Annotated in this window: 17 protein-coding genes, 1 tRNA gene and 1 pseudogene; 14 read left to right on the top strand and 5 right to left on the bottom strand. The window is 64.3% G+C overall.

The genetic code is table 11. From position 1 onward, the window contains the following. The first annotated feature begins 48 nt into the window (after window positions 1-48). Window positions 49-783 (top strand): hypothetical protein, encoded by a 735-nt coding sequence (locus AR540_RS05585; protein ID WP_059226828.1) that lies wholly within the window; start codon window positions 49-51, stop codon window positions 781-783. Window positions 784-844: 61 nt separating this feature from the next. Beyond that, window positions 845-1,903, top strand: coding sequence for a Gfo/Idh/MocA family protein (locus AR540_RS05590; RefSeq protein WP_059226829.1), 1,059 nt, complete (start codon window positions 845-847; stop codon window positions 1,901-1,903). 209 nt (window positions 1,904-2,112) lie between these two features. Here the strand turns inward: AR540_RS05590 and AR540_RS05595 are convergent, their stop codons facing one another. The 3 genes from AR540_RS05595 to AR540_RS05605 all read right to left on the bottom strand — a co-directional run bounded on the left by AR540_RS05595 (window position 2,113) and on the right by AR540_RS05605 (window position 4,079). After that, the gene (locus AR540_RS05595; RefSeq protein ID WP_059226830.1) at window positions 2,113-2,655 is read right to left on the bottom strand and encodes an invasion associated locus B family protein; all 543 of its coding nucleotides are present in this window, start codon (window positions 2,653-2,655) and stop codon (window positions 2,113-2,115) included. A 74-nt stretch (window positions 2,656-2,729) separates the two neighbouring features. Beyond that, window positions 2,730-3,068 carry a zinc ribbon domain-containing protein YjdM gene (locus AR540_RS05600; RefSeq protein WP_059226831.1) on the bottom strand — a complete coding sequence of 113 codons (339 nt, stop codon included), beginning with the start codon at window positions 3,066-3,068 and terminating at the stop codon, window positions 2,730-2,732. A 75-nt stretch (window positions 3,069-3,143) separates the two neighbouring features. After that, complete coding sequence (locus AR540_RS05605) at window positions 3,144-4,079, bottom strand: sensor histidine kinase (protein ID WP_236712009.1); 936 nt, start codon at window positions 4,077-4,079, stop codon at window positions 3,144-3,146. Window positions 4,080-4,417: 338 nt separating this feature from the next. Here AR540_RS05605 and AR540_RS05610 point away from each other — a divergent pair, with 338 nt between their 5' ends. After that, window positions 4,418-4,792, top strand: coding sequence for a response regulator (locus AR540_RS05610; protein ID WP_059226832.1), 375 nt, complete (start codon window positions 4,418-4,420; stop codon window positions 4,790-4,792). Window positions 4,793-4,878: 86 nt separating this feature from the next. On the opposite strand, the gene AR540_RS05615 is transcribed toward AR540_RS05610, so the two are convergent. Further along, window positions 4,879-4,954 (bottom strand) — tRNA-Asn (locus AR540_RS05615). A gap of 83 nt (window positions 4,955-5,037) precedes the next feature. Further along, window positions 5,038-6,240 (bottom strand): amino acid aminotransferase, encoded by a 1,203-nt coding sequence (locus tag AR540_RS05620; RefSeq protein WP_059226833.1) that lies wholly within the window; start codon window positions 6,238-6,240, stop codon window positions 5,038-5,040. A 247-nt stretch (window positions 6,241-6,487) separates the two neighbouring features. On the opposite strand from AR540_RS05620, the gene uvrB reads away from it, so the two are divergent. From uvrB to AR540_RS05675, 11 genes and pseudogenes are all read left to right on the top strand, one after another. Further along, window positions 6,488-8,497 carry an excinuclease ABC subunit UvrB gene (uvrB, locus tag AR540_RS05625; protein ID WP_059226834.1) on the top strand — a complete coding sequence of 670 codons (2,010 nt, stop codon included), beginning with the start codon at window positions 6,488-6,490 and terminating at the stop codon, window positions 8,495-8,497. Between the two features lie 221 nt (window positions 8,498-8,718). Next, window positions 8,719-10,200, top strand: coding sequence for a glutamate--tRNA ligase (gene gltX, locus AR540_RS05630; RefSeq protein WP_059226835.1), 1,482 nt, complete (start codon window positions 8,719-8,721; stop codon window positions 10,198-10,200). A 62-nt stretch (window positions 10,201-10,262) separates the two neighbouring features. Then, window positions 10,263-10,874 carry a YitT family protein gene (locus AR540_RS05635; protein ID WP_059226836.1) on the top strand — a complete coding sequence of 204 codons (612 nt, stop codon included), beginning with the start codon at window positions 10,263-10,265 and terminating at the stop codon, window positions 10,872-10,874. A gap of 114 nt (window positions 10,875-10,988) precedes the next feature. Next, window positions 10,989-12,101 carry a histidinol-phosphate transaminase gene (gene hisC, locus AR540_RS05640; protein WP_059226837.1) on the top strand — a complete coding sequence of 371 codons (1,113 nt, stop codon included), beginning with the start codon at window positions 10,989-10,991 and terminating at the stop codon, window positions 12,099-12,101. A 13-nt stretch (window positions 12,102-12,114) separates the two neighbouring features. Next, window positions 12,115-12,999: pseudogene (locus AR540_RS05645) on the top strand (prephenate dehydrogenase/arogenate dehydrogenase family protein); the annotation flags it as partial. 38 nt (window positions 13,000-13,037) lie between these two features. Then, entirely contained in the window at window positions 13,038-13,724 is a 687-nt protein-coding gene (gene cmk / locus AR540_RS05650; protein ID WP_059226839.1) for a (d)CMP kinase, read from the top strand. Between the two features lie 140 nt (window positions 13,725-13,864). Further along, on the top strand, window positions 13,865-15,544 hold the full coding sequence (gene rpsA, locus AR540_RS05655) for a 30S ribosomal protein S1 (RefSeq protein ID WP_059227970.1): 1,680 nt from the start codon (window positions 13,865-13,867) through the stop codon (window positions 15,542-15,544). A gap of 185 nt (window positions 15,545-15,729) precedes the next feature. Next, window positions 15,730-16,017 (top strand): integration host factor subunit beta, encoded by a 288-nt coding sequence (gene ihfB / locus AR540_RS05660; RefSeq protein WP_059226840.1) that lies wholly within the window; start codon window positions 15,730-15,732, stop codon window positions 16,015-16,017. A 244-nt stretch (window positions 16,018-16,261) separates the two neighbouring features. Beyond that, the gene (locus tag AR540_RS05665) at window positions 16,262-16,468 is read left to right on the top strand and encodes a hypothetical protein (RefSeq protein WP_059226841.1); all 207 of its coding nucleotides are present in this window, start codon (window positions 16,262-16,264) and stop codon (window positions 16,466-16,468) included. A 137-nt stretch (window positions 16,469-16,605) separates the two neighbouring features. Further along, window positions 16,606-17,574 carry an NAD-dependent epimerase/dehydratase family protein gene (locus tag AR540_RS05670; protein ID WP_059226842.1) on the top strand — a complete coding sequence of 323 codons (969 nt, stop codon included), beginning with the start codon at window positions 16,606-16,608 and terminating at the stop codon, window positions 17,572-17,574. After that, complete coding sequence (locus AR540_RS05675) at window positions 17,571-18,617, top strand: MraY family glycosyltransferase (RefSeq protein WP_442963767.1); 1,047 nt, start codon at window positions 17,571-17,573, stop codon at window positions 18,615-18,617. Before AR540_RS05670 ends, AR540_RS05675 begins: the two co-directional genes overlap by 4 nt. Window positions 18,618-18,620 lie beyond the last annotated feature (3 nt).

The raw sequence follows: 18,620 nt of genomic DNA on the forward strand, positions 1-18,620 counted from the left end.
GCCAGGGAAGGCCTTACCCTTCGGTGGTACTCAGCCGCCGAAGCCCCCATGCCTGCCCCTACCTTCACAGCCGTCGCCCGTCTCGGGTGTGTGATTGGCCTCCTCGCGAGCCTGCCCGGCTGCACCAGCCAGTCCGCCCAGGACATCGCCCGGCAATTCGGCAAGACCCGCCCCAGCGAATTCCTGCAGACCAGCTCCGACCGCCTGGCCACCCTCGCCATGCAGGCCAATCTGCAGAGCCTCTATCTGCTGATGAACAAGCTCTACCTGCGCAACCCGGCCGAGTGGAAGAAGACCGGCCTGCCCGATGCCGCCAGTGCCGAACGCGAGATCCGCACGGCCATCGAGCAGAGACGCAGCCTGCCGGCGCTGGGCGGACGCAAGGACGTGGCGGCCCTGAGCTATGTGCTCGGCGACGACTATCACGGCGACCGGGTCGGTGCCTTCATCTACGCCATCGGCAGCATGATCATCGCCGCCCATGGCAATCGCACCGAGTTCTACATCACCGACGTGGTGGATGCGCGCTTCGTCAACAATGCCGCGCGCAACATCGAGAAGGCCACCTGGCTGCTCAACCAGCGCAAGAACGCCGCGGGCGAGCCCCTGCTGTTCGCCAACGAGATCTCGGAGGAGGGCAGCAACCTCAGCTTCGCCACCGAGTTCGGCAAGATCGTCGCCCGCCTGGACCTGCTCGCCCAATTGCTGGACGAGCGCTACCGGCGCATTGGCGTCAACTACGCCCAGAGCCTGCTGTTCATCAATTTCCTGCCGGTGCAGTAGCGCCTTCGCTGGGGGCGCCTTAGAGTCGAGGGACCTCGATAACCACAACAAGGGGTCTTCCATGGTCGCTGCCTTGCGCATCGCCCTCATCGGTGCCGGCAACATGGGTCGCCAGCACCTGCACCACCTGCAGCACGTCTCCGGCGCCCAGCTGTGCGCCCTGGCCGATCCCGATCCGGCGGCGGCCGAGTTGGCGGCGCAGTGGGCCGTGCCGTCGTTCGCTGATCACCGCCAACTGCTCGAAACCGTGCGCCCTGAAGCGGTGATCGTCGCCAATCCCAACGCCCTGCACGTCGCGACCACGCTCGATTGCCTGGCCCTCGGCATCCCGGTGCTGCTGGAAAAGCCCGTGGGGACCACGCCGGACGAAGTGGCTCAGCTGCTGCACGCCCAGCGTAACCTGCGGGTACCCTTGCTGGTAGGTCACCATCGTCGCCACAATCCGCTGATCGCGCGGACCCGCGAGCTGCTGCGCCAGGGCGCCATCGGCCGCCTGGTGACCGTTACCGCGCTCTGGCAACTGCAGAAGCCTGATAGCTACTTCGAAAGTGCCTGGCGTCGCGAAGCCGGGGCTGGGATGCTGCTCACCAACCTGATCCATGACCTCGACCTGCTGCGTCATCTCTGCGGCGAGGTACGCCAGGTCCAGGCCTTCACCGACAACGCCCTGCGCGGCTACGCCAATGCCGACAGCGCCGTGATCAATCTGCAGTTCGACAGTGGCGCCCTGGGCAGCCTGACCGCCAGCGACGGTGTGGCGGCGCCCTGGAGCTGGGAACTCACCAGTGGCGAGAATCCGGTCTATCCCCACCAGCCGGACCAGCCGTGCTACCTGTTCGCCGGTGCCGAGGGTGCCCTGAGCGTGCCGCAGCTCCGCCTCTGGCGCTATGCCGAACGCGGCGCTGGCTGGCACCAGCCCCTCGACGCCCAGGTCCAGGCGCCGACCAGGGACGAAGCCTTGCGGCTGCAACTGGAGCATTTCGTGCGCGTCGCACGGGGAGAGGAGGCCCCGCTGGTCAGTGCCGAAGATGCGGCCCGTACCCTGGCGCTGGTGGCCGCCGTCGAGCGCGCCGCCGAAAGCGGCACGGCGCAGCGCCCGCAAGCACCCGTGCCCGGCTAGCAACCCTTGGAGCCTGTTGAACGTCTCGCGAGCTAGAGACAAGCAAGACCTAGGCGGTACCGCGAAAGCGGCCGAGGAAGCGGATCGGACTCGCGCACGAGTGTACGAGTGGTAAATGAGCATTGCGACGGGGCCACCCGGGCGGGGCTGGCCTTCCAGGGCCTTTTCAACGCCATCTTGCCGACGCGCAGCAGACTTTGCACAGGCGCTTACAGCGGCTTGGTCAGTTCCTTGGCGCGGTCGTAGGCCTTGGAAAAGCCCTTGAGCGACAGGCTCTCGCTGGCGGTCTCGCCGTTGGCGACCGGGGTGGTCACGGTCAGGCGGCTGCCGCGCTGCATCTGCTTGAAGGCGTCGCCGACGAACTCCACCGGCACCACGCAGCCCTGGGGAATGCAGGTGTGGAAGGGGCGACTCTCCAGGCTGCGCTTGTCCACCTGCAGCGAGATCGGCTTGGTCACCGCCACGCCGAAGGGCAGCACCAGGATACCGTCCACGCCTTCGCGATTGGGCCGCAGCTCGGTGACCAGCATGCGCTGGCCCTTGGCGCTGTCCTTCTGCTGGGTGATGGAGCACAGCTGTGCCGAGCGCTCCCCATTACGGGCGATACGGCAGATCACCTGCCAGTCGCCGTACTTTTCCGTGACCGAGGGCTGCGGCTCCTGCTGCGCGGGCGGCGCCGACTGGGCGAAGGCCTGGCCGGCGAGCAGCAGGGGTGCGAGGAACAGGGCCGGGCGGAGGAACCGATGAGACATGGAAAGTCCTTGGCAGGAGGGAAAGACGCCAAGGGTAGGCCATCGCTCCGCGAGGGAACACCCCGCCACGACGATCAGACCTTCTTGACGAACTCGGATTTGAGCTTCATCGCACCGATACCGTCGATCTTGCAATCGATGTCGTGATCGCCGTCGACCAGGCGGATGTTCTTCACCTTGGTGCCCACCTTGACCACCAGGGACGAGCCCTTGACCTTGAGGTCCTTGATCACGCTGACGGTGTCGCCATCCTGCAGGGGATTGCCGACGGCATCGCGGATCACCTTCGCCTCGTCGGCGGTGCCCGCTTCACCCGGCGTCCACTCATGGGCGCATTCCGGGCAGATCAGTTGGCTGCCATCCGCATAGGTGTATTCGGAAGCGCACTGGGGGCAAGGGGGGAGAGCGGTCATGGCGAGGCACCTGGCTGGAAAGGCCGCGCATTGTATAGGGTTTTAGCCCGTTCGGGTGAGTTCGCCAGCCCCGCCCTAGGCGGCGAACTCCACCTCGATCACCGTGCCATTGTCGTTGCTGTAGAGCGCCTCGCCGCCGAGCTGCTCCGCCAGGCCATTGATGATCTTGAAGCCCAGGCGCTGGCTGGTCCGTGGATTGAAATGCCGCGGCATGCCCTTGCCATTGTCGGCGACGCGCAGCAGCAGCCGCTGGTCATCGAGACGCTGCAGGCTGATGCTGATCAGGCCGCGCTGGTCGCCCTCGAAGGCGTGCTTGAGCGAATTGGTCACCACCTCGGCGACCAGCATCGACAGGGTCGTCAGGCGCGACAGATCGAAGTTCAGCGGTTCGGCGCTGATGGTGCAGGACACCTGGCTGAGCCCCGTGGCCTCCAGCAGGTCGCTGGTCAGCAGATGCAGGTGATGCGCCACCGGCTGGTCGGCGTCGGCCGGATCGTGCAGGCGCCGATGGATGCGCGAGATGCTCTCCAGGCGAGAGCGGGCCTCCTCCAGCGCCCGGGAAGCCTCGCTGTCATCGGGCAGCTTGAGTTGCTGCAGCATCAACAGCGAGGCGATGAACTGGATGTTGTTGGCGACCCGGTGCTGCAGTTCCTGGAACATGGTGTTCTGCTGGCGGTAGAGACCATGGATCAGCTGCTGCTCGGCGCGCAGTCGGGCGCTCGCCGTGTGCATGTGGTGGATCAGGGCGATGTCCACGCCGACGATGACCACGTAGAAGGCCAGCGCCAGCACACCCTGACCATTGATCACGAAGGACCACTGGTCGGGAATGAAGAAGTACCAGGCGGCCAGCCCGGAAAGCACGGCGCAGAGAATGCCGGCACCGGTGCCGCAGAAGAAGGCGGTGAGAATGACGGCGGGAAAGAAGGTGAGATAGGGAAACCCTCGGGCCAGGACATCCACCAGGGCGAACCGCGCCACCAGGGCCAGCGCGAACGCCAGGATGGCCAATCCATACGCGAGCGTCTTCCGGGCTCTGATCGCACTGCTCAAATCGCTGATCCAGGCACGGCTAGGCGACGGCTTCAAGGCTCTAACCTGCAAGATGGAAGGCCGCCGGAGTCTAACGCAAGGCCGTTCCGCTGGCGCTGGCCAGAGGGCCAATGGCGTCTTTATCGGAGCCGACGGCGGCAAACTGTACAACTATTGAACTCGATCGACCGAGCGCTGCCAGCGACTGCTCTGGCTCGTGCATTTCTTGTACAAAGGGGCGCTTCGTCGTACAGGGTGGGAGGGCGTGACGGCGGTACGGTCGAACCTATTGCCTTTACCTGGACAGGACCTGCCCCATGAATCGCCCGCGTGTGCTGGTCGCTGAAGACGAGCCTGTCCTACTGGGACTGTTGCAGGAATTGTTCGAAGATTGGGGCTGCGAGGTACACGCCTTCCAGAGCGCCGATTCGGCCTGCAGCTTCATGCGCGACGCACGACCGCACCTGGATCTGCTCTTCACCGATGTCAGGATGCCCGGCGTGCTCAGCGGCATCGACCTGGCACTGCAGGCACGCCGTTGGCAGGCGGGCTTGCCCATCGTCATCACCTCTGGCTATTACGACGAGCAACCGTCATCCGCCATTCAGGCCGTGTTCCTGCCCAAGCCCTGGGACCTGCAGACCCTGCTGGAGCGCTGTCCCGTGCCGGTCGGACAGCGGCGCTACGCCTGAGGGGCGAGCCGCTTTCTGAAAGAAACCTTCGGCGATACAAAGCAAAAAGCCCGTAGCAGGAGACCCGCTACGGGCTTTTCAGATTCTGGCTCCGCGACCTGGACTCGAACCAGGGACCCAATGATTAACAGTCATTTGCTCTACCGACTGAGCTATCGCGGAATAACGGAGCGCATCTTACTGATAACTAACAGGAAGTCAACCCTCGGCGGCACCTGGAAAAGGCGCCGCCGGGAAGGGCGCCGTCACCCCTCGAGGACCGCTGCGATCGCCTGGATGGTCGGCTGCAGGTTGTGGCCGTTCAGGGCCGCCACGCAGATACGACCGGTGCTCACGGCGTAGATGCCGAAATCGGTTTTCAGCCGCTCCACCTGCTCGGCGGTCAGGCCCGAGTAGGAAAACATGCCGCGCTGGGCGTTGACGAAGGCGAAGTCGCGAGTCGCACCGGCAGCGGCCAGGCCTTCCACCAGGGCGTTGCGCATGGTACGGATGCGCTGGCGCATTTCGCCCAGCTCGGCTTCCCAGAGGGCGCGCAGTTCGGGGTTGCTCAGGACCGTGGCGACGATGGTGGCGCCATGGGTCGGCGGGTTGGAATAGTTGGTGCGGATCACCCGCTTGACCTGGGACAGCACCCGGGCGCTTTCCTCGCGGCTCTCGCTGACCAGGGTCAGGGCACCGACTCGCTCGCCGTACAGCGAGAAGGACTTGGAGAAGGAACTGGAGACCAGGAAGGTCAGGCCGGAATCGGCGAACAGTCGTACGGCCTGGGCGTCCTCGTCGATGCCGTCGCCGAAGCCCTGGTAGGCGATGTCGAGGAAGGGCACCAGATTGCGCGCCTTGACCACGTCCAGCACCGCCTGCCAATCGGCCGGCTGCAAGTCCACCCCGGTGGGGTTGTGGCAGCAGGCATGCAGCACCACCACCGAACGCTCCGGCAGCGCCTGGAGATCAGCCAGGAAGCCTTCGCGATTCAGGCCATTGCTGGCAGCGTCGTAGTAGCGGTAGGTCTGCACGGGAAAGCCGGCACCCTCGAACAGGGCGCGGTGGTTTTCCCAGCTCGGATCGCTGATGGCGACCACGGCATCGGGCAGCAGCCGCTTGAGGAAGTCGGCACCGATCTTCAGGGCACCGGTGCCCCCGACGGCCTGGACGGTGATGGCCCGGCCTTCCTTTATCAGGCTCGATTCGGCACCGAACAGCAGGTGTTGCACGGCCTGGTCATAGGCAGCGATACCCTCGATGGGCAGGTAGCCACGCGGCGCCTGGGCGGCTACGCGCTGCTTCTCGGCCTCGGCCACGGCGCGCAACAGCGGGATGCGGCCCTGCTCGTCGTAGTAGACCCCCACGCCCAGATTGACCTTGTGCGGACGGGCATCGGCGTTGTAGGCCTCGTTCAGGCCAAGGATGGGGTCGCGGGGTGCCATTTCGACGGCGGAGAACAAACTCATGGGGCAGGGGCTCGAATGAGGGGTGAAGGAAAGGGCGGAACGCCTGGAGCCAGGAGTATAGCCCCCTGCAACCGCCATCGCGACCCAACCTCAGTCGAGGATTTCCTGACGTGTGGCAGTGGCGGAAGATTGCAAAGAGAGGCTTGCGGCCTCATCTAGGGCGTTCCAGCATTTCCCTCGCTCGCTTTGCCTCGACGCCCACGTCGCGGCGATGACGTTCCTGCATTCCCGTGCTACTGAGGCAGCCATGTCCGCATTCCAGCTCTCCACTCGCTATACCCCGGCCGGCGACCAGCCCGAAGCCATTCGCCAGATGGTGGAAGGCCTGGAAGCGGGCCTGTCGCACCAGACCCTGCTCGGCGTGACCGGCTCGGGCAAGACCTTCAGCATCGCCAACGTCATCGCCCAGGTGCAGCGCCCGACCATGGTGCTGGCGCCGAACAAGACCCTGGCCGCCCAGCTCTACGGCGAATTCAAGGCCTTCTTCCCGAACAACTCGGTGGAGTACTTCGTCTCCTACTACGACTATTACCAGCCGGAAGCCTATGTGCCCTCGTCGGACACCTTCATCGAGAAGGACTCGTCCATCAACGACCACATCGAGCAGATGCGCCTGTCCGCCACCAAGGCGCTGCTGGAGCGCAAGGACGCCATCATTGTCGCCTCGGTGTCCTCGATCTACGGCCTGGGTAGTCCCGAAGCCTACCTGAAGATGGTCCTGCACCTGGATCGCGGCGAACGTATCGATCAGCGCACCATCCTGCGTCGGCTGGCCGAGTTGCAGTACAGCCGCAACGACATGGAATTCGCCCGCGCCACCTTCCGGGTGCGCGGCGATGTCATCGACGTCTTCCCGGCGGAATCCGACCTGGAGGCGGTGCGCATCGAGCTGTTCGACGACGAGGTGGAAAGCCTGTCGGCCTTCGATCCCCTCACCGGCGAGGTGATCCGCAAGTTGCCGCGCTTCACCTTCTACCCCAAGACCCACTACGCCACGCCGCGCGAAACCCTGCTGGGCGCCATCGAGAACATCAAGCTGGAGCTGGCCGAGCGCCTCGAATGGCTACGCAGCCAGAATCGCCTGCTCGAAGCCCAGCGCCTGGAGCAGCGTACCCGCTTCGACCTGGAGATGATCCTCGAGCTGGGCTACTGCAACGGCATCGAGAACTACAGCCGCTATCTGTCCGGCCGTGGTCCCGGCGAGCCGCCGCCGACCCTCTACGACTACCTGCCGAGCAATGCCCTGCTGGTGATCGACGAATCCCACGTCACCGTTCCGCAGATCGGCGCCATGTTCAAGGGCGACCGCTCGCGCAAGGAAACCTTGGTGGAATACGGCTTCCGCTTGCCTTCGGCACTGGACAACCGGCCGCTCAAGTTCGAGGAGTGGGAAGCTGGCGCGCCCCAGACCATCTTCGTCTCGGCCACCCCCGGTCCTTACGAGGAAGAACACGCCGGCCGCGTGATCGAGCAGGTGGTACGACCCACCGGCCTGGTCGACCCGATCATCGAGATCCGTCCGGCCACCACCCAGGTGGACGACCTGCTCTCCGAGATCCGCCTACGGGTGGCCCAGGAAGAGCGGGTGCTCTGCACCACCCTGACCAAGCGCATGGCCGAGGACCTCACCGACTACCTGGCCGATCACGACGTGCGGGTGCGTTACCTGCACTCCGACATCGACACCGTGGAGCGGGTGGAGATCATCCGTGACCTGCGCCTGGGCACCTTCGACGTCTTGGTGGGCATCAACCTGCTGCGTGAGGGCCTGGACATGCCCGAGGTGTCCCTGGTGGCGGTGCTTGACGCCGACAAGGAAGGCTTCCTGCGCTCCGAGCGCTCGCTGATCCAGACCATCGGCCGGGCGGCACGTAACCTGAACGGCAAGGCCATCCTCTACGCCGACAGCATCACCGGCTCCATGCAGCGCGCCATCGACGAGACCGAGCGCCGGCGCAACAAGCAGCTGGCCTTCAACGAAGAACACGGCATCGTGCCCCAGGGTATCAAGAAGGACATCCGCGACATCATGGAAGGGGCCGCGGCGCCGGGTGCTAAGGGCAAGCGCCGCGCGGCCAAGGCTGCCGAGGACCAGGGCGAATACGCCGCCGAGTTGCGCTCGCCCAGCGAGATCGGCAAGCGCATCCGCCAGCTCGAAGAAAAGATGCTGCAACTGGCGCGCGACCTGCAGTTCGAGTCCGCTGCCCAGCTGCGCGACGAGATCCAGGCCTTGCGCGAGCGCCTGGTCCAGGTCTGAGAGCCTGTACACGTTCTGCTGCGCGTCGGCCAAGCTGCGTTGAAAATAGCTTCGGAATGCTCATTTACCACTCGTAAACTCCGCTTCCTCAGCTATTTTCGCCTTGCTTTGCTCTAGCTCGCGAGAACGTGAACAGGCTCTACCGACCCGTCAACTGGCAGCGCCAGGGCTGGCGCTGCTACCATTCCGCCTTTGTCCCTTCGCGTTTCTCGAGAAAGCCGATGACCACCGTTCGCACGCGCATCGCGCCGTCGCCCACCGGCGACCCGCATGTCGGTACCGCCTATATCGCCCTGTTCAACCTCTGCTTCGCCCGTCAGCACGGCGGTCAGTTCATCCTGCGCATCGAGGATACCGACCAGGTCCGCTCGACCCGCGAATCCGAACAGCAGATCTACGACGCCCTGCGCTGGCTGGGTATCGAGTGGGACGAGGGGCCGGACGTCGGCGGCCCCCATGGTCCCTACCGGCAGAGCGAACGCGGCGAGATCTACTGGAAGTACGCCCGCGAACTGGTGGAGAAGGGCCACGCCTTCTATTGCTTCGCCACCCCGGAAGAACTCGACCAGATGCGCGCCGAACAGCAGGCGCGCGGTGAGACTCCGCGCTACGACGGTCGCGGCCTGCGCCTGTCGAAGGAAGAGGTGCAGCAGCGCCTGGATGCCGGCCAGCCCTATGTCATCCGCATGAAGGTGCCGGAGGAGGGTGTCTGCGTCGTCCCCGACCTGCTGCGCGGCGATGTCGAGATCCCCTGGGATCGCATGGACATGCAGGTGCTGATGAAGGCCGATGGCCTGCCCACCTATTTCCTCGCCAACGTGGTCGACGACCACCTGATGGGCATCACGCACGTCCTGCGTGGCGAGGAGTGGCTGCCCTCGGCGCCCAAGCTGATCAAGCTCTACGAGTACTTCGGCTGGGAGCAGCCCCAGCTCTGCTACATGCCGCTGCTGCGCAACCCCGACAAGAGCAAGCTCTCCAAGCGCAAGAATCCCACCTCGGTGACCTTCTACCAGCGCATGGGTTACCTGCCCGAGGCCATGCTCAACTACCTGGGGCGCATGGGCTGGTCCATGCCCGATGAGCGCGAGAAGTTCACCCTGGCCGAGATGGTCGAGCATTTCGACCTGCAGCGCGTATCCCTGGGCGGCCCCATCTTCGACGTCGAGAAGCTGTCCTGGCTCAACGGCCAGTGGCTGCGCGAGCTGAGCCCCGAGCGCTTCGCCGCCGAGGTACAGCAGTGGGCGCTCAATCCCGAGTACCTGCTCAAGATCGCCCCGCTGGTGCAGCAGCGGGTCGAGACCTTCAGCCAGATCGCCCCGCTGGCCGGCTTCTTCTTCAGCGGCGCCCTCAACCTGGACCCGGCGCTGTTCCAGCACAAGAAACTGTCCGCCGACCAGGTGCGGCTGGTCATGCAATTGTTGCTGTGGAAGCTCGAAGCCCTGCGGACGTGGGACAAGGAGCGCATCACCGCGGTGATCCAGACCGTTGCCGAGCACCAGCAACTCAAGCTGCGCGACGTCATGCCGCTGCTGTTCGCCGCCATCACCGGCCAGGCCAGCTCGGTCTCGGTGCTGGACGCCATGGAGATCCTCGGTCCGGACCTCACCCGCTTTCGTCTGCGCCAGGCGGTCGAATTGCTGGGGGCCCCCTCCAAGAAGGAAACCAAGGAGTGGGAGAAGCTGCTGGCCGAACTCGGCTGACGCCCTCCCGGCCGGCCCTGTATCCGGGGCCGGCTCCTCGTTCCTGCGCCAGGATGGCCATCATGACGACCCTGACTCCCCAACGGCACAATCTGCTCGAAGATGTGCTGGCGCTGCTCAGCGCCACCTTGATGATCGCCCTGGCGGTGAACCTCTATCGCCACGCCGGCCTGCTCACCGGCGGTACCGCCGGGTTGGCTTTTCTCGCCCAGTACGGCACGCGGCTGTCCTTCGGCCAGGCGTTCTTCCTCATCAACCTGCCGTTCTACTGGCTGGCCGTGCGGCGCATGGGCTGGGCCTTCACCCTGCGTACCCTGGCCGCGGTGACCCTGGTCTCGCTGCTCACCGAGCTGACGCCGCGCTTCATCGGCTTCACCGCGCTGCAGCCGCTCTACGCCGCGGTGCTCGGCGGCGTGCTGATGGGCGTGGGCCTGCTGATCCTGTTCCGCCACCAGGCCAGTCTCGGCGGCATCAACATCGCCGTGCTCTATCTGCAGCATCGCTACGGCTGGCGTGCGGGCAAGGTGCAGATGGGCATCGATTGCCTGATCGTCCTGCTGGCGCTGTTCGTCGTCGCGCCGGGCGCCATCCTCACCTCCATCCTCGGTGCCGTCATCCTCAATCTCACCCTGGCGATCAACCATCGCCCCGGTCGCTACAGCGCCATCAGCTAGGAGCTTTCCGTCGCGCCAGCGCAACTTCGATTGGTCCGCGACCCGCCTTGGCTTTAAGATGGCGCCCATTTTCGACGGCCACGGCTGTCGTCATCGCAAGTTGAAGAGGTCTCCATGAGCTGCGATTTCCTGGCACAAGCCCTTCCCGGCGTACAGAAACTCTCGCCCTACGTGCCCGGCAAGCCCGTCGATGAACTGGCCCGCGAACTGGGTATCGCACCGGCGAGCATCGTCAAGCTCGCCAGCAACGAGAACCCCCTCGGCCCGAGCGTCAAGGCGCTCGAGGCCATCCGCGCCGAGCTGGCCGAACTGACCCGCTATCCCGATGGCAACGCCTTCGATCTCAAGCAGGCCCTGAGCCAGAGGTTCGGCGTGGCGCCCAGCGGCATCACCCTGGGCAACGGCTCCAACGACATCCTCGAACTGGTCGCCCGGGCCTACCTGGCGCCCGGCTACAACGCCGTGTTCAGCGAGCATGCCTTCGCCGTCTACCCGCTGGTGACCCTGGCCATCGGTGCCGAAGGACGTAGCGTCCCGGCCAAGGCCTATGGCCATGACCTCGACGCCATGCTCGCCGCCATCGATGCCGACACCCGCGTGGTCTTCGTCGCCAACCCCAACAACCCTACCGGCACCTGGTTCGACAGCGAGGCCCTGGCGCGCTTCCTCGCCCGCGTCCCCGAGCACGTCCTGGTGGTGCTGGACGAGGCCTACATCGAATACGCCGAGGGCGATGAACTGCCGGACGGCCTGGCGTTCCTGGCACAGTACCCGAACCTGATCGTGTCGCGGACCTTCTCCAAGGCCTATGGCCTGGCCGCCCTGCGGGTGGGCTATGCCTTCTCCTCGCCGACCGTGGCCGACGTCCTCAACCGGGTGCGTCAGCCGTTCAACGTCAACAGCCTGGCCCAGGCGGCGGCCTGTGCGGCCCTGGCCGATAGCGACTACCTGGCCCGCAGCCGCGCCCTCAATGACGCCGGCATGGCCCAGCTGGAAGCCGGTTTCCGCGAACTGGACCTGCAGTGGATTCCCTCGCGCGGCAATTTCATCGCCGTCGACCTGGGCTGCGATGCCGCACCGATCAACCAGGGACTGCTGCAAGAGGGCGTCATCGTGCGTCCCGTCGCCGGCTATGGCATGCCCACCTTCCTGCGCGTCTCCATCGGCACCGAAGCGGAAAACACCCGCTTCCTGGTAGCCCTGGCCAAGGTCCTGGGTCGTGGCTGAAGTGGCCACTCCCCTGATCGAACGCCTGGTCGTTGTCGGCCTCGGCCTGATTGGCGGCTCCTTCGCCAAGGGTGCCCGCGCCAGTGGGCTCTGCCGTGAAGTGGTCGGGGTCGATCGCGATCCCGAGACCCGCCGGCTGGCCGTCGAGCTGGGGGTCGCCGACCGTTGCGTCGCCGAACTCGCCGACGCCTGCCCGGGCGCCGACGTCATCCAGCTCGCGGTGCCCATCCTGGCCATGGAGCGGGTCCTGGCCGATCTCGCCGCCTTGCCGCTGCAGGATGCCATCCTCACCGATGTCGGCAGCGCCAAGGGCAACGTGGTGCGTGCCGCGCGCCAGGCCTTCGCCGGCCAGTCGCTGCGTTTCGTGCCGGGTCACCCCATCGCCGGCTCCGAGCGCAGCGGTATCACGGCGGCCAATGCAGCGTTGTTCAATCGCCACAAGGTCATCCTCACGCCACTGGACGAAACCCTGCCGGCCGACCTGGACAAGGTCGATCGGCTCTGGCGCGCCATCGGTGCCGATGTCGAGCACATGACCGTGGAGCATCACGACCAGGTCCTCGCCGCCACCAGCCACCTGCCGCATCTGTTGGCCTTCAATCTGGTGGACTCCCTGGCCAAGCGCAGCGAGAACCGCGAGATCTTCCATTACGCCGCCGGTGGTTTCCGCGACTTCACCCGCATCGCCGGCAGCGATCCGACCATGTGGCACGACATCTTCATCGCCAATCGCGAAGCCGTGCTACAAGCGCTGGACACCTATCGCGCCGATCTCGACGAGCTGCGTGGCGCCATCCAGGCCGGCGATGGTCAGTTCCTCATGGGGGTGCTGACCCATGCTCGCGGTGCGCGCGAGTATTTCGGTCACATCCTTGCCAGCCGTACCCAGGCCGGCGCCCAGGTCGTCGCCAATCATCCCATCACGGAGGGGCACTCATGAGCAGTACCGCACCCATCATCACCCTCGACGGCCCAGGCGGTTCGGGGAAGGGCACCATCGCGGCGCTGGTCGCCCGTCAGCTCGGCTGGAATCTGCTGGATTCCGGCGCACTCTATCGCCTGCTGGCCTTCGCCGCCCGCAACCATGGCGTCGACTACACCAACGAGGAGTCGCTCAAGCTGTTGGCGGCCCACCTGGACGTCCAGTTCCTGGCTGGCCACGAGCACGGTCAGCGCATCATCCTCGAAGGCGAGGATGTCACCGACGTCATCCGCACCGAGGAAGTCGGTGCCGGCGCTTCCCAGGTCGCCACCCTGCCGGCCGTGCGCGATGCGCTGCTGCAGCGCCAGCAGGCCTTCCGCGAGGCCCCTGGCCTGGTCGCCGACGGGCGTGACATGGGCACCGTGGTGTTTCCGGACGCCGAACTGAAGATCTTTCTGACCGCCGGTGCCGAGGAACGCGCGCAGAGACGTTATCTTCAGTTGAAGCAGAAGGGCGAAAATGTTAGCTTGCCTGCCCTCCTGGAAGAGATCCGTGAGCGGGACGCCCGCGATAGTCAGCGTAGCGTTGCTCCGCTCAAGCCCGCCGACGACGCCGTCGAGCTGGATTCCACGCATCTCTCCATACAACAGGTATTGGAACGCATCCTGACCCTGGCCGCCGAGCGCGACCTGGCGGGATGAAGGCCGAGGCTCATCCGAGTCGTCGGTGAAAGCTGCCGGGAACCAGTCGCATCCCGGTAGCCGGATGGTAACCACTCACCCCGCATGGGCTGGTCATGCGGTAGCCGGATACATCGAGTATCCATACAACAGGTATGAACATGAGCGAAAGCTTCGCAGAACTCTTTGAAGAAAGTCTGAAATCCCTCGACATGCAGCCGGGTGCCATCATCACCGGTACCGTGGTGTCGATCGATGGTGACTGGGTTGTGGTCGATACCGGCCTGAAATCCGAAGGCCTGGTTCCGCTCGAGCAGTTCTACAACGAACAAGGCGAGCTGACCATCAACGTGGGTGACGAAGTCCACGTAGCCCTGGATGCCGTCGAAGACGGTTTCGGCGAAACCAAAGTGTCTCGCGAAAAGGCCAAGCGCGCCGAATCCTGGCTGGTCCTGGAAGCCGCGTTCAGCGCCGACGAAGTGGTCAAGGGTGTCATCAACGGCAAGGTCAAGGGCGGTTTCACCGTCGACGTCAGCGGCATCCGCGCGTTCCTGCCGGGCTCCCTGGTCGATGTCCGTCCGGTGCGTGACACCACCCACCTGGAAGGCAAGGAACTCGAGTTCAAGGTCATCAAGCTGGACCAGAAGCGCAACAACGTTGTCGTTTCCCGTCGTAGCGTCCTGGAAGCCGAGAACAGCGCCGAGCGCGAAGCCCTGCTGGAATCCCTGCAGGAAGGCCAGCAAGTCAAGGGTATCGTCAAGAACCTCACCGACTACGGTGCGTTCGTCGACCTGGGCGGCGTAGACGGCCTGCTGCACATCACCGACATGGCCTGGAAGCGCATCAAGCATCCGTCGGAAATCGTCAACGTCGGCGACGAGATCGACGTCAAGGTGCTGAAGTTCGACCGCGAGCGCAACCGCGTCTCCCTGGGTCTGAAGCAGCTGGGCGAAGATCCGTGGGTCGCCATCAAGGCCCGTTACCCGGAAGGCACCCGCGTTCAGGCGCGCGTCACCAACCTCACCGACTACGGCTGCTTCGCCGAGCTGGAAGAGGGCGTGGAAGGCCTGGTGCACGTGTCCGAAATGGACTGGACCAACAAGAACATCCACCCGTCCAAGGTCGTTCAGGTCGGCGACGAAGTGGAAGTCATGGTCCTGGATATCGACGAAGAGCGTCGTCGTATCTCCCTGGGCATCAAGCAGTGCCGTGCCAACCCGTGGGAAGAGTTCTCGGGTCAGTTCAACAAGGGCGACCGCATCTCCGGCACCATCAAGTCGATCACCGATTTCGGTATCTTCATTGGTCTGGAAGGCGGCATCGACGGTCTGGTACACCTGTCCGACATCTCCTGGAACGAAACCGGCGAAGAAGCCGTGCGTCGCTTCAAGAAGGGTGACGAGCTGGATACCGTGATCCTGTCCGTTGACCCGGAGCGCGAGCGCATCTCCCTGGGCATCAAGCAGCTAGAAGACGATCCGTTCTCCAACTACGCCTCCCTGAACGAGAAAGGCACCATCGTGCGCGGTACCGTCAAGGAAGTCGATGCCAAGGGCGCTGTCATCACCCTGGCCAACGAGATCGAAGGCGTCCTGAAGGCGTCCGAAATCAGCCGTGACCGCGTCGAAGACGCTCGCAACGTGCTGAAGGAAGGCGACGAAGTCGAAGCCAAGATCATCAGCATCGATCGCAAGAGCCGCGTGATCAGCCTCTCCGTCAAGTCCAAGGACGTCGATGACGAGAAGGAAGCCATGAGCTCCCTGCGTAGCAAGCAAGAGCCTGCTGCCGGCCCCACCACCATCGGTGACCTGATCAAGGCCCAGATGGAAAGCCAGAACTAAGTTCTCGCTTGAATGAAAAGGCGACCTCCGGGTCGCCTTTTTCTTGCCCGGCGAAAAAAGGTGGGCGGTAGCGGCAAGTAAAAAGGTGAGGGCGGCAAAGCCGGTCGCTTGACTTTTCAAAAATCGGCCAGCGTGCTAAAAGTGCTCGGAGGTGATCTAGCCGCTTGATAACGAAGGAAAAATCCATGACCAAGTCGGAGTTGATCGAGCGTATCGTTGCCTACCAGGGGCAGCTGTCGTCCAAGGACGTCGAGCTGGCGATCAAGACCATGCTGGAACAGATGGCCCAGGCCCTTTCCACCGGTGATCGTATCGAGATCAGGGGATTCGGCAGCTTCTCTCTGCATTATCGTGCGCCTCGCACCGGGCGCAATCCCAAGACCGGGGAGTCGGTCCTGCTGGATGGCAAGTTCGTGCCGCACTTCAAGCCTGGCAAGGAGCTACGAGATCGCGTAAACGAGCTGGAGCCATAAAGTCGACACTCAGGTCGGCCCTTTCTTTTGATGTCCTGCAACCTTTTGATTGAAGAGCATTTTTTTCGCTCGGTTGGCTCGTCAAAAAAGCGTTGTTATTGTAGGTGATATCGGTATTTTGACGTTTACAAAAAAAGTCAAGTCTTTTTGATATTTTTGTAGACGGGTTCCGTTTTTTGTATGAGACTTCGCTCACATAAGGTCCTGGTTGACCTCGTAGTCCACTCCGAGTGAGGAAGTTGTCATGCGCCACTATCTTTTCATCTGGATCGGTATCGCCGCCTGCTTCACCAGCATGCAACTCGGACACCCCTTCCTGGCGGTAGCCGCCCTGGCCGGTAGCTGGCTGGTTGCTCTCTTCCTGCAGCCCACCCAGCGCGTCGAGACCTTCTCGCGCCACTATGTCGCCCAGCAGGTCGTCAACGTGCCCGTTGCGGCCAAGACGCTCTAAGCCAACTCGTTTTCATAGCCCACCAGGCCTGGCCTGGTGGGTTTTTTTATGGCCAGTGTTTTTGCATCGCTAGGTGCTCGTCGAGCAATGTCTTACCATGGGCGCCGATTTGGCTGCTGGAAGGGCGCTTGGCATCGATGGAAGGCAGTATTCTGGTGACGGGGGCGGGAGGATTCGTGGGGAGTTGCCTGGTCCGGCATCTGCTCGACGAGGGTTTTCCCGTAGTCGCTGCGCTACGCCAGGCGTCAACTGCCACTCCGCGAAATGGCCTTGCCTTCGTGAGTCGTGAGCTCGCGGCCGATACCGACTGGTTGGCGGCGCTGGTGGGTGTCGATACCGTCATCCATCTGGCCGCACGCGTCCATCAGCTGGGTGAGCAACCCGGCGCGCTCAGCGACGGGCGATATGACGAGGTGAATCGGGCCGCTACCTTGAGGCTGGCGCGGGACGCCGTCCTTGCCGGTGTCCGCCGTTTCATCTTCGTCAGCAGCATCAAGGTCAATGGCGACTGGACACGGCCAGGACGTCCCTTCCGTGCGGACGATCCGCCCGCTCCCACCGATGCCTACGCCCGCTCCAAGGCCGTTGCCGAGCAGCAGTTGCTGGCGCTCATGGCGGAGACCGGCCTGGAGGTGGTCATCATCCGACCACCGCTGGTCTATGGCCCAGGCGTGAAAGCCAATGTCGCCCGCTTGCTGGATGTGTTGGCTCGCGGCGTACCCCTGCCCCTGGGCGGGGTAAGGCACAACCGGCGCAGCCTGGTCGCCGTGGAAAACCTGGTCGACCTGCTGACACTGTGCATCTCGGCGCCGCAGGCGGTGGGCGCCACCTTGCTGGTCAGCGACGATGAGGATCTGTCTACCGTTGAATTGCTCGAGCTGCTGAGCGAGGGCTTGGGCAGGAAGGCCAGATTGGTCCCGATTCCCAGCGTCTGGCTCGAAAGAGGCGCCCGGCTACTGGGGCGTGGCGAGCTGGCGCAGCGACTCTGTGGCTCGTTGCAGGTGGACATCCAGCCCACCAAGACCCTGCTGGATTGGCGGCCACCATACTCGGGCCGCAGCGCCTTGCGGGCCTTGGGTGCGCAACGGGCGCAGGCGACATGCTGATTCTCGTGCTGGTCGCGGCGCTGGTCGGCAGTTGGCTGGGGACGGCGGCGTTGCGCCGCTATGCCCTGTCCGGTGGTCTGCTCGATGAGCCCAATGCGCGTAGCTCGCATCAGGTAGCGACCCCTCGCGGGGGTGGTCTGGCTTTCGTGGTGGTGTTCGTGATCGGTTGCCTCGCCTTGCAGATGCTGGGATGGCTCGATACGGCGACCGGCACCGTCCTGGTCGGGGCAGGGCTGCTGGTGGCGGTGCTGGGCTTCATCGACGATCATCGGCATGTCGGCGCCGGCTGGCGCTTGCTCGGGCATTTTCTCGCGGCTTTCCTGGCCTTGCTGTGGCTCGGTGGGTATGGGGTGCTGCCCGGAAGCCTGGCGCAGGCGCTGGGTTTGCCGATCGCGATGATCCTGGCCCTTGGCGCCCTCTACCTGGTCTGGCTGTTGAATCTCTATAATTTCATGGACGGCATCGATGGCATCGCCGCGGTGGAGGCCTTGAGCGCCTGCCTGGGCATGGCGCTGCTCTATGGTCTCGCAGGATATTCGCAGTTGCTGGGAGCCCCCTTGCTGCTCGCGGCGGCGGTCTTGGGTTTTCTGCTATGGAACTTCCCGCCTGCGCGAATCTTCATGGGCGATGTCGGCAGCGGCTTTCTCGGTCTCGTCCTGGGCATGCTGTCGCTGCAGGCGGCCCTGACCGAGCTTTCACTGTTCTGGGCCTGGGTGATCCTGCTGGGCGTCTTCATCGTCGATGCCACCTGGACCTTGCTGCGCCGTCTGGCACGCGGCAAGAAACCCTACGAGGCTCACCGTACCCATGCCTATCAGTGGGCCTCGCGGCGCCATCGCAGCCATAGGGCGGTGACCCTGGCAGTGCTCTGCATCAACCTCTGCTGGCTGCTGCCCATCGCATTGCTGGTAGGCACCGGACATTTAGGTGCCATACTGGGGCTGTTGCTTGCTTATGGACCTCTGTTGGGTCTGGCCCTTGGATACAATGCTGGGACCGATGAGACAGCCTCGGCTGTGCCGTCCACCGGGTTCAGGGAGTAGGAA

This window comes from Pseudomonas sp. EpS/L25 (assembly GCF_001512295.1).
Lineage (GTDB): Bacteria > Pseudomonadota > Gammaproteobacteria > Pseudomonadales > Pseudomonadaceae > Chryseomonas.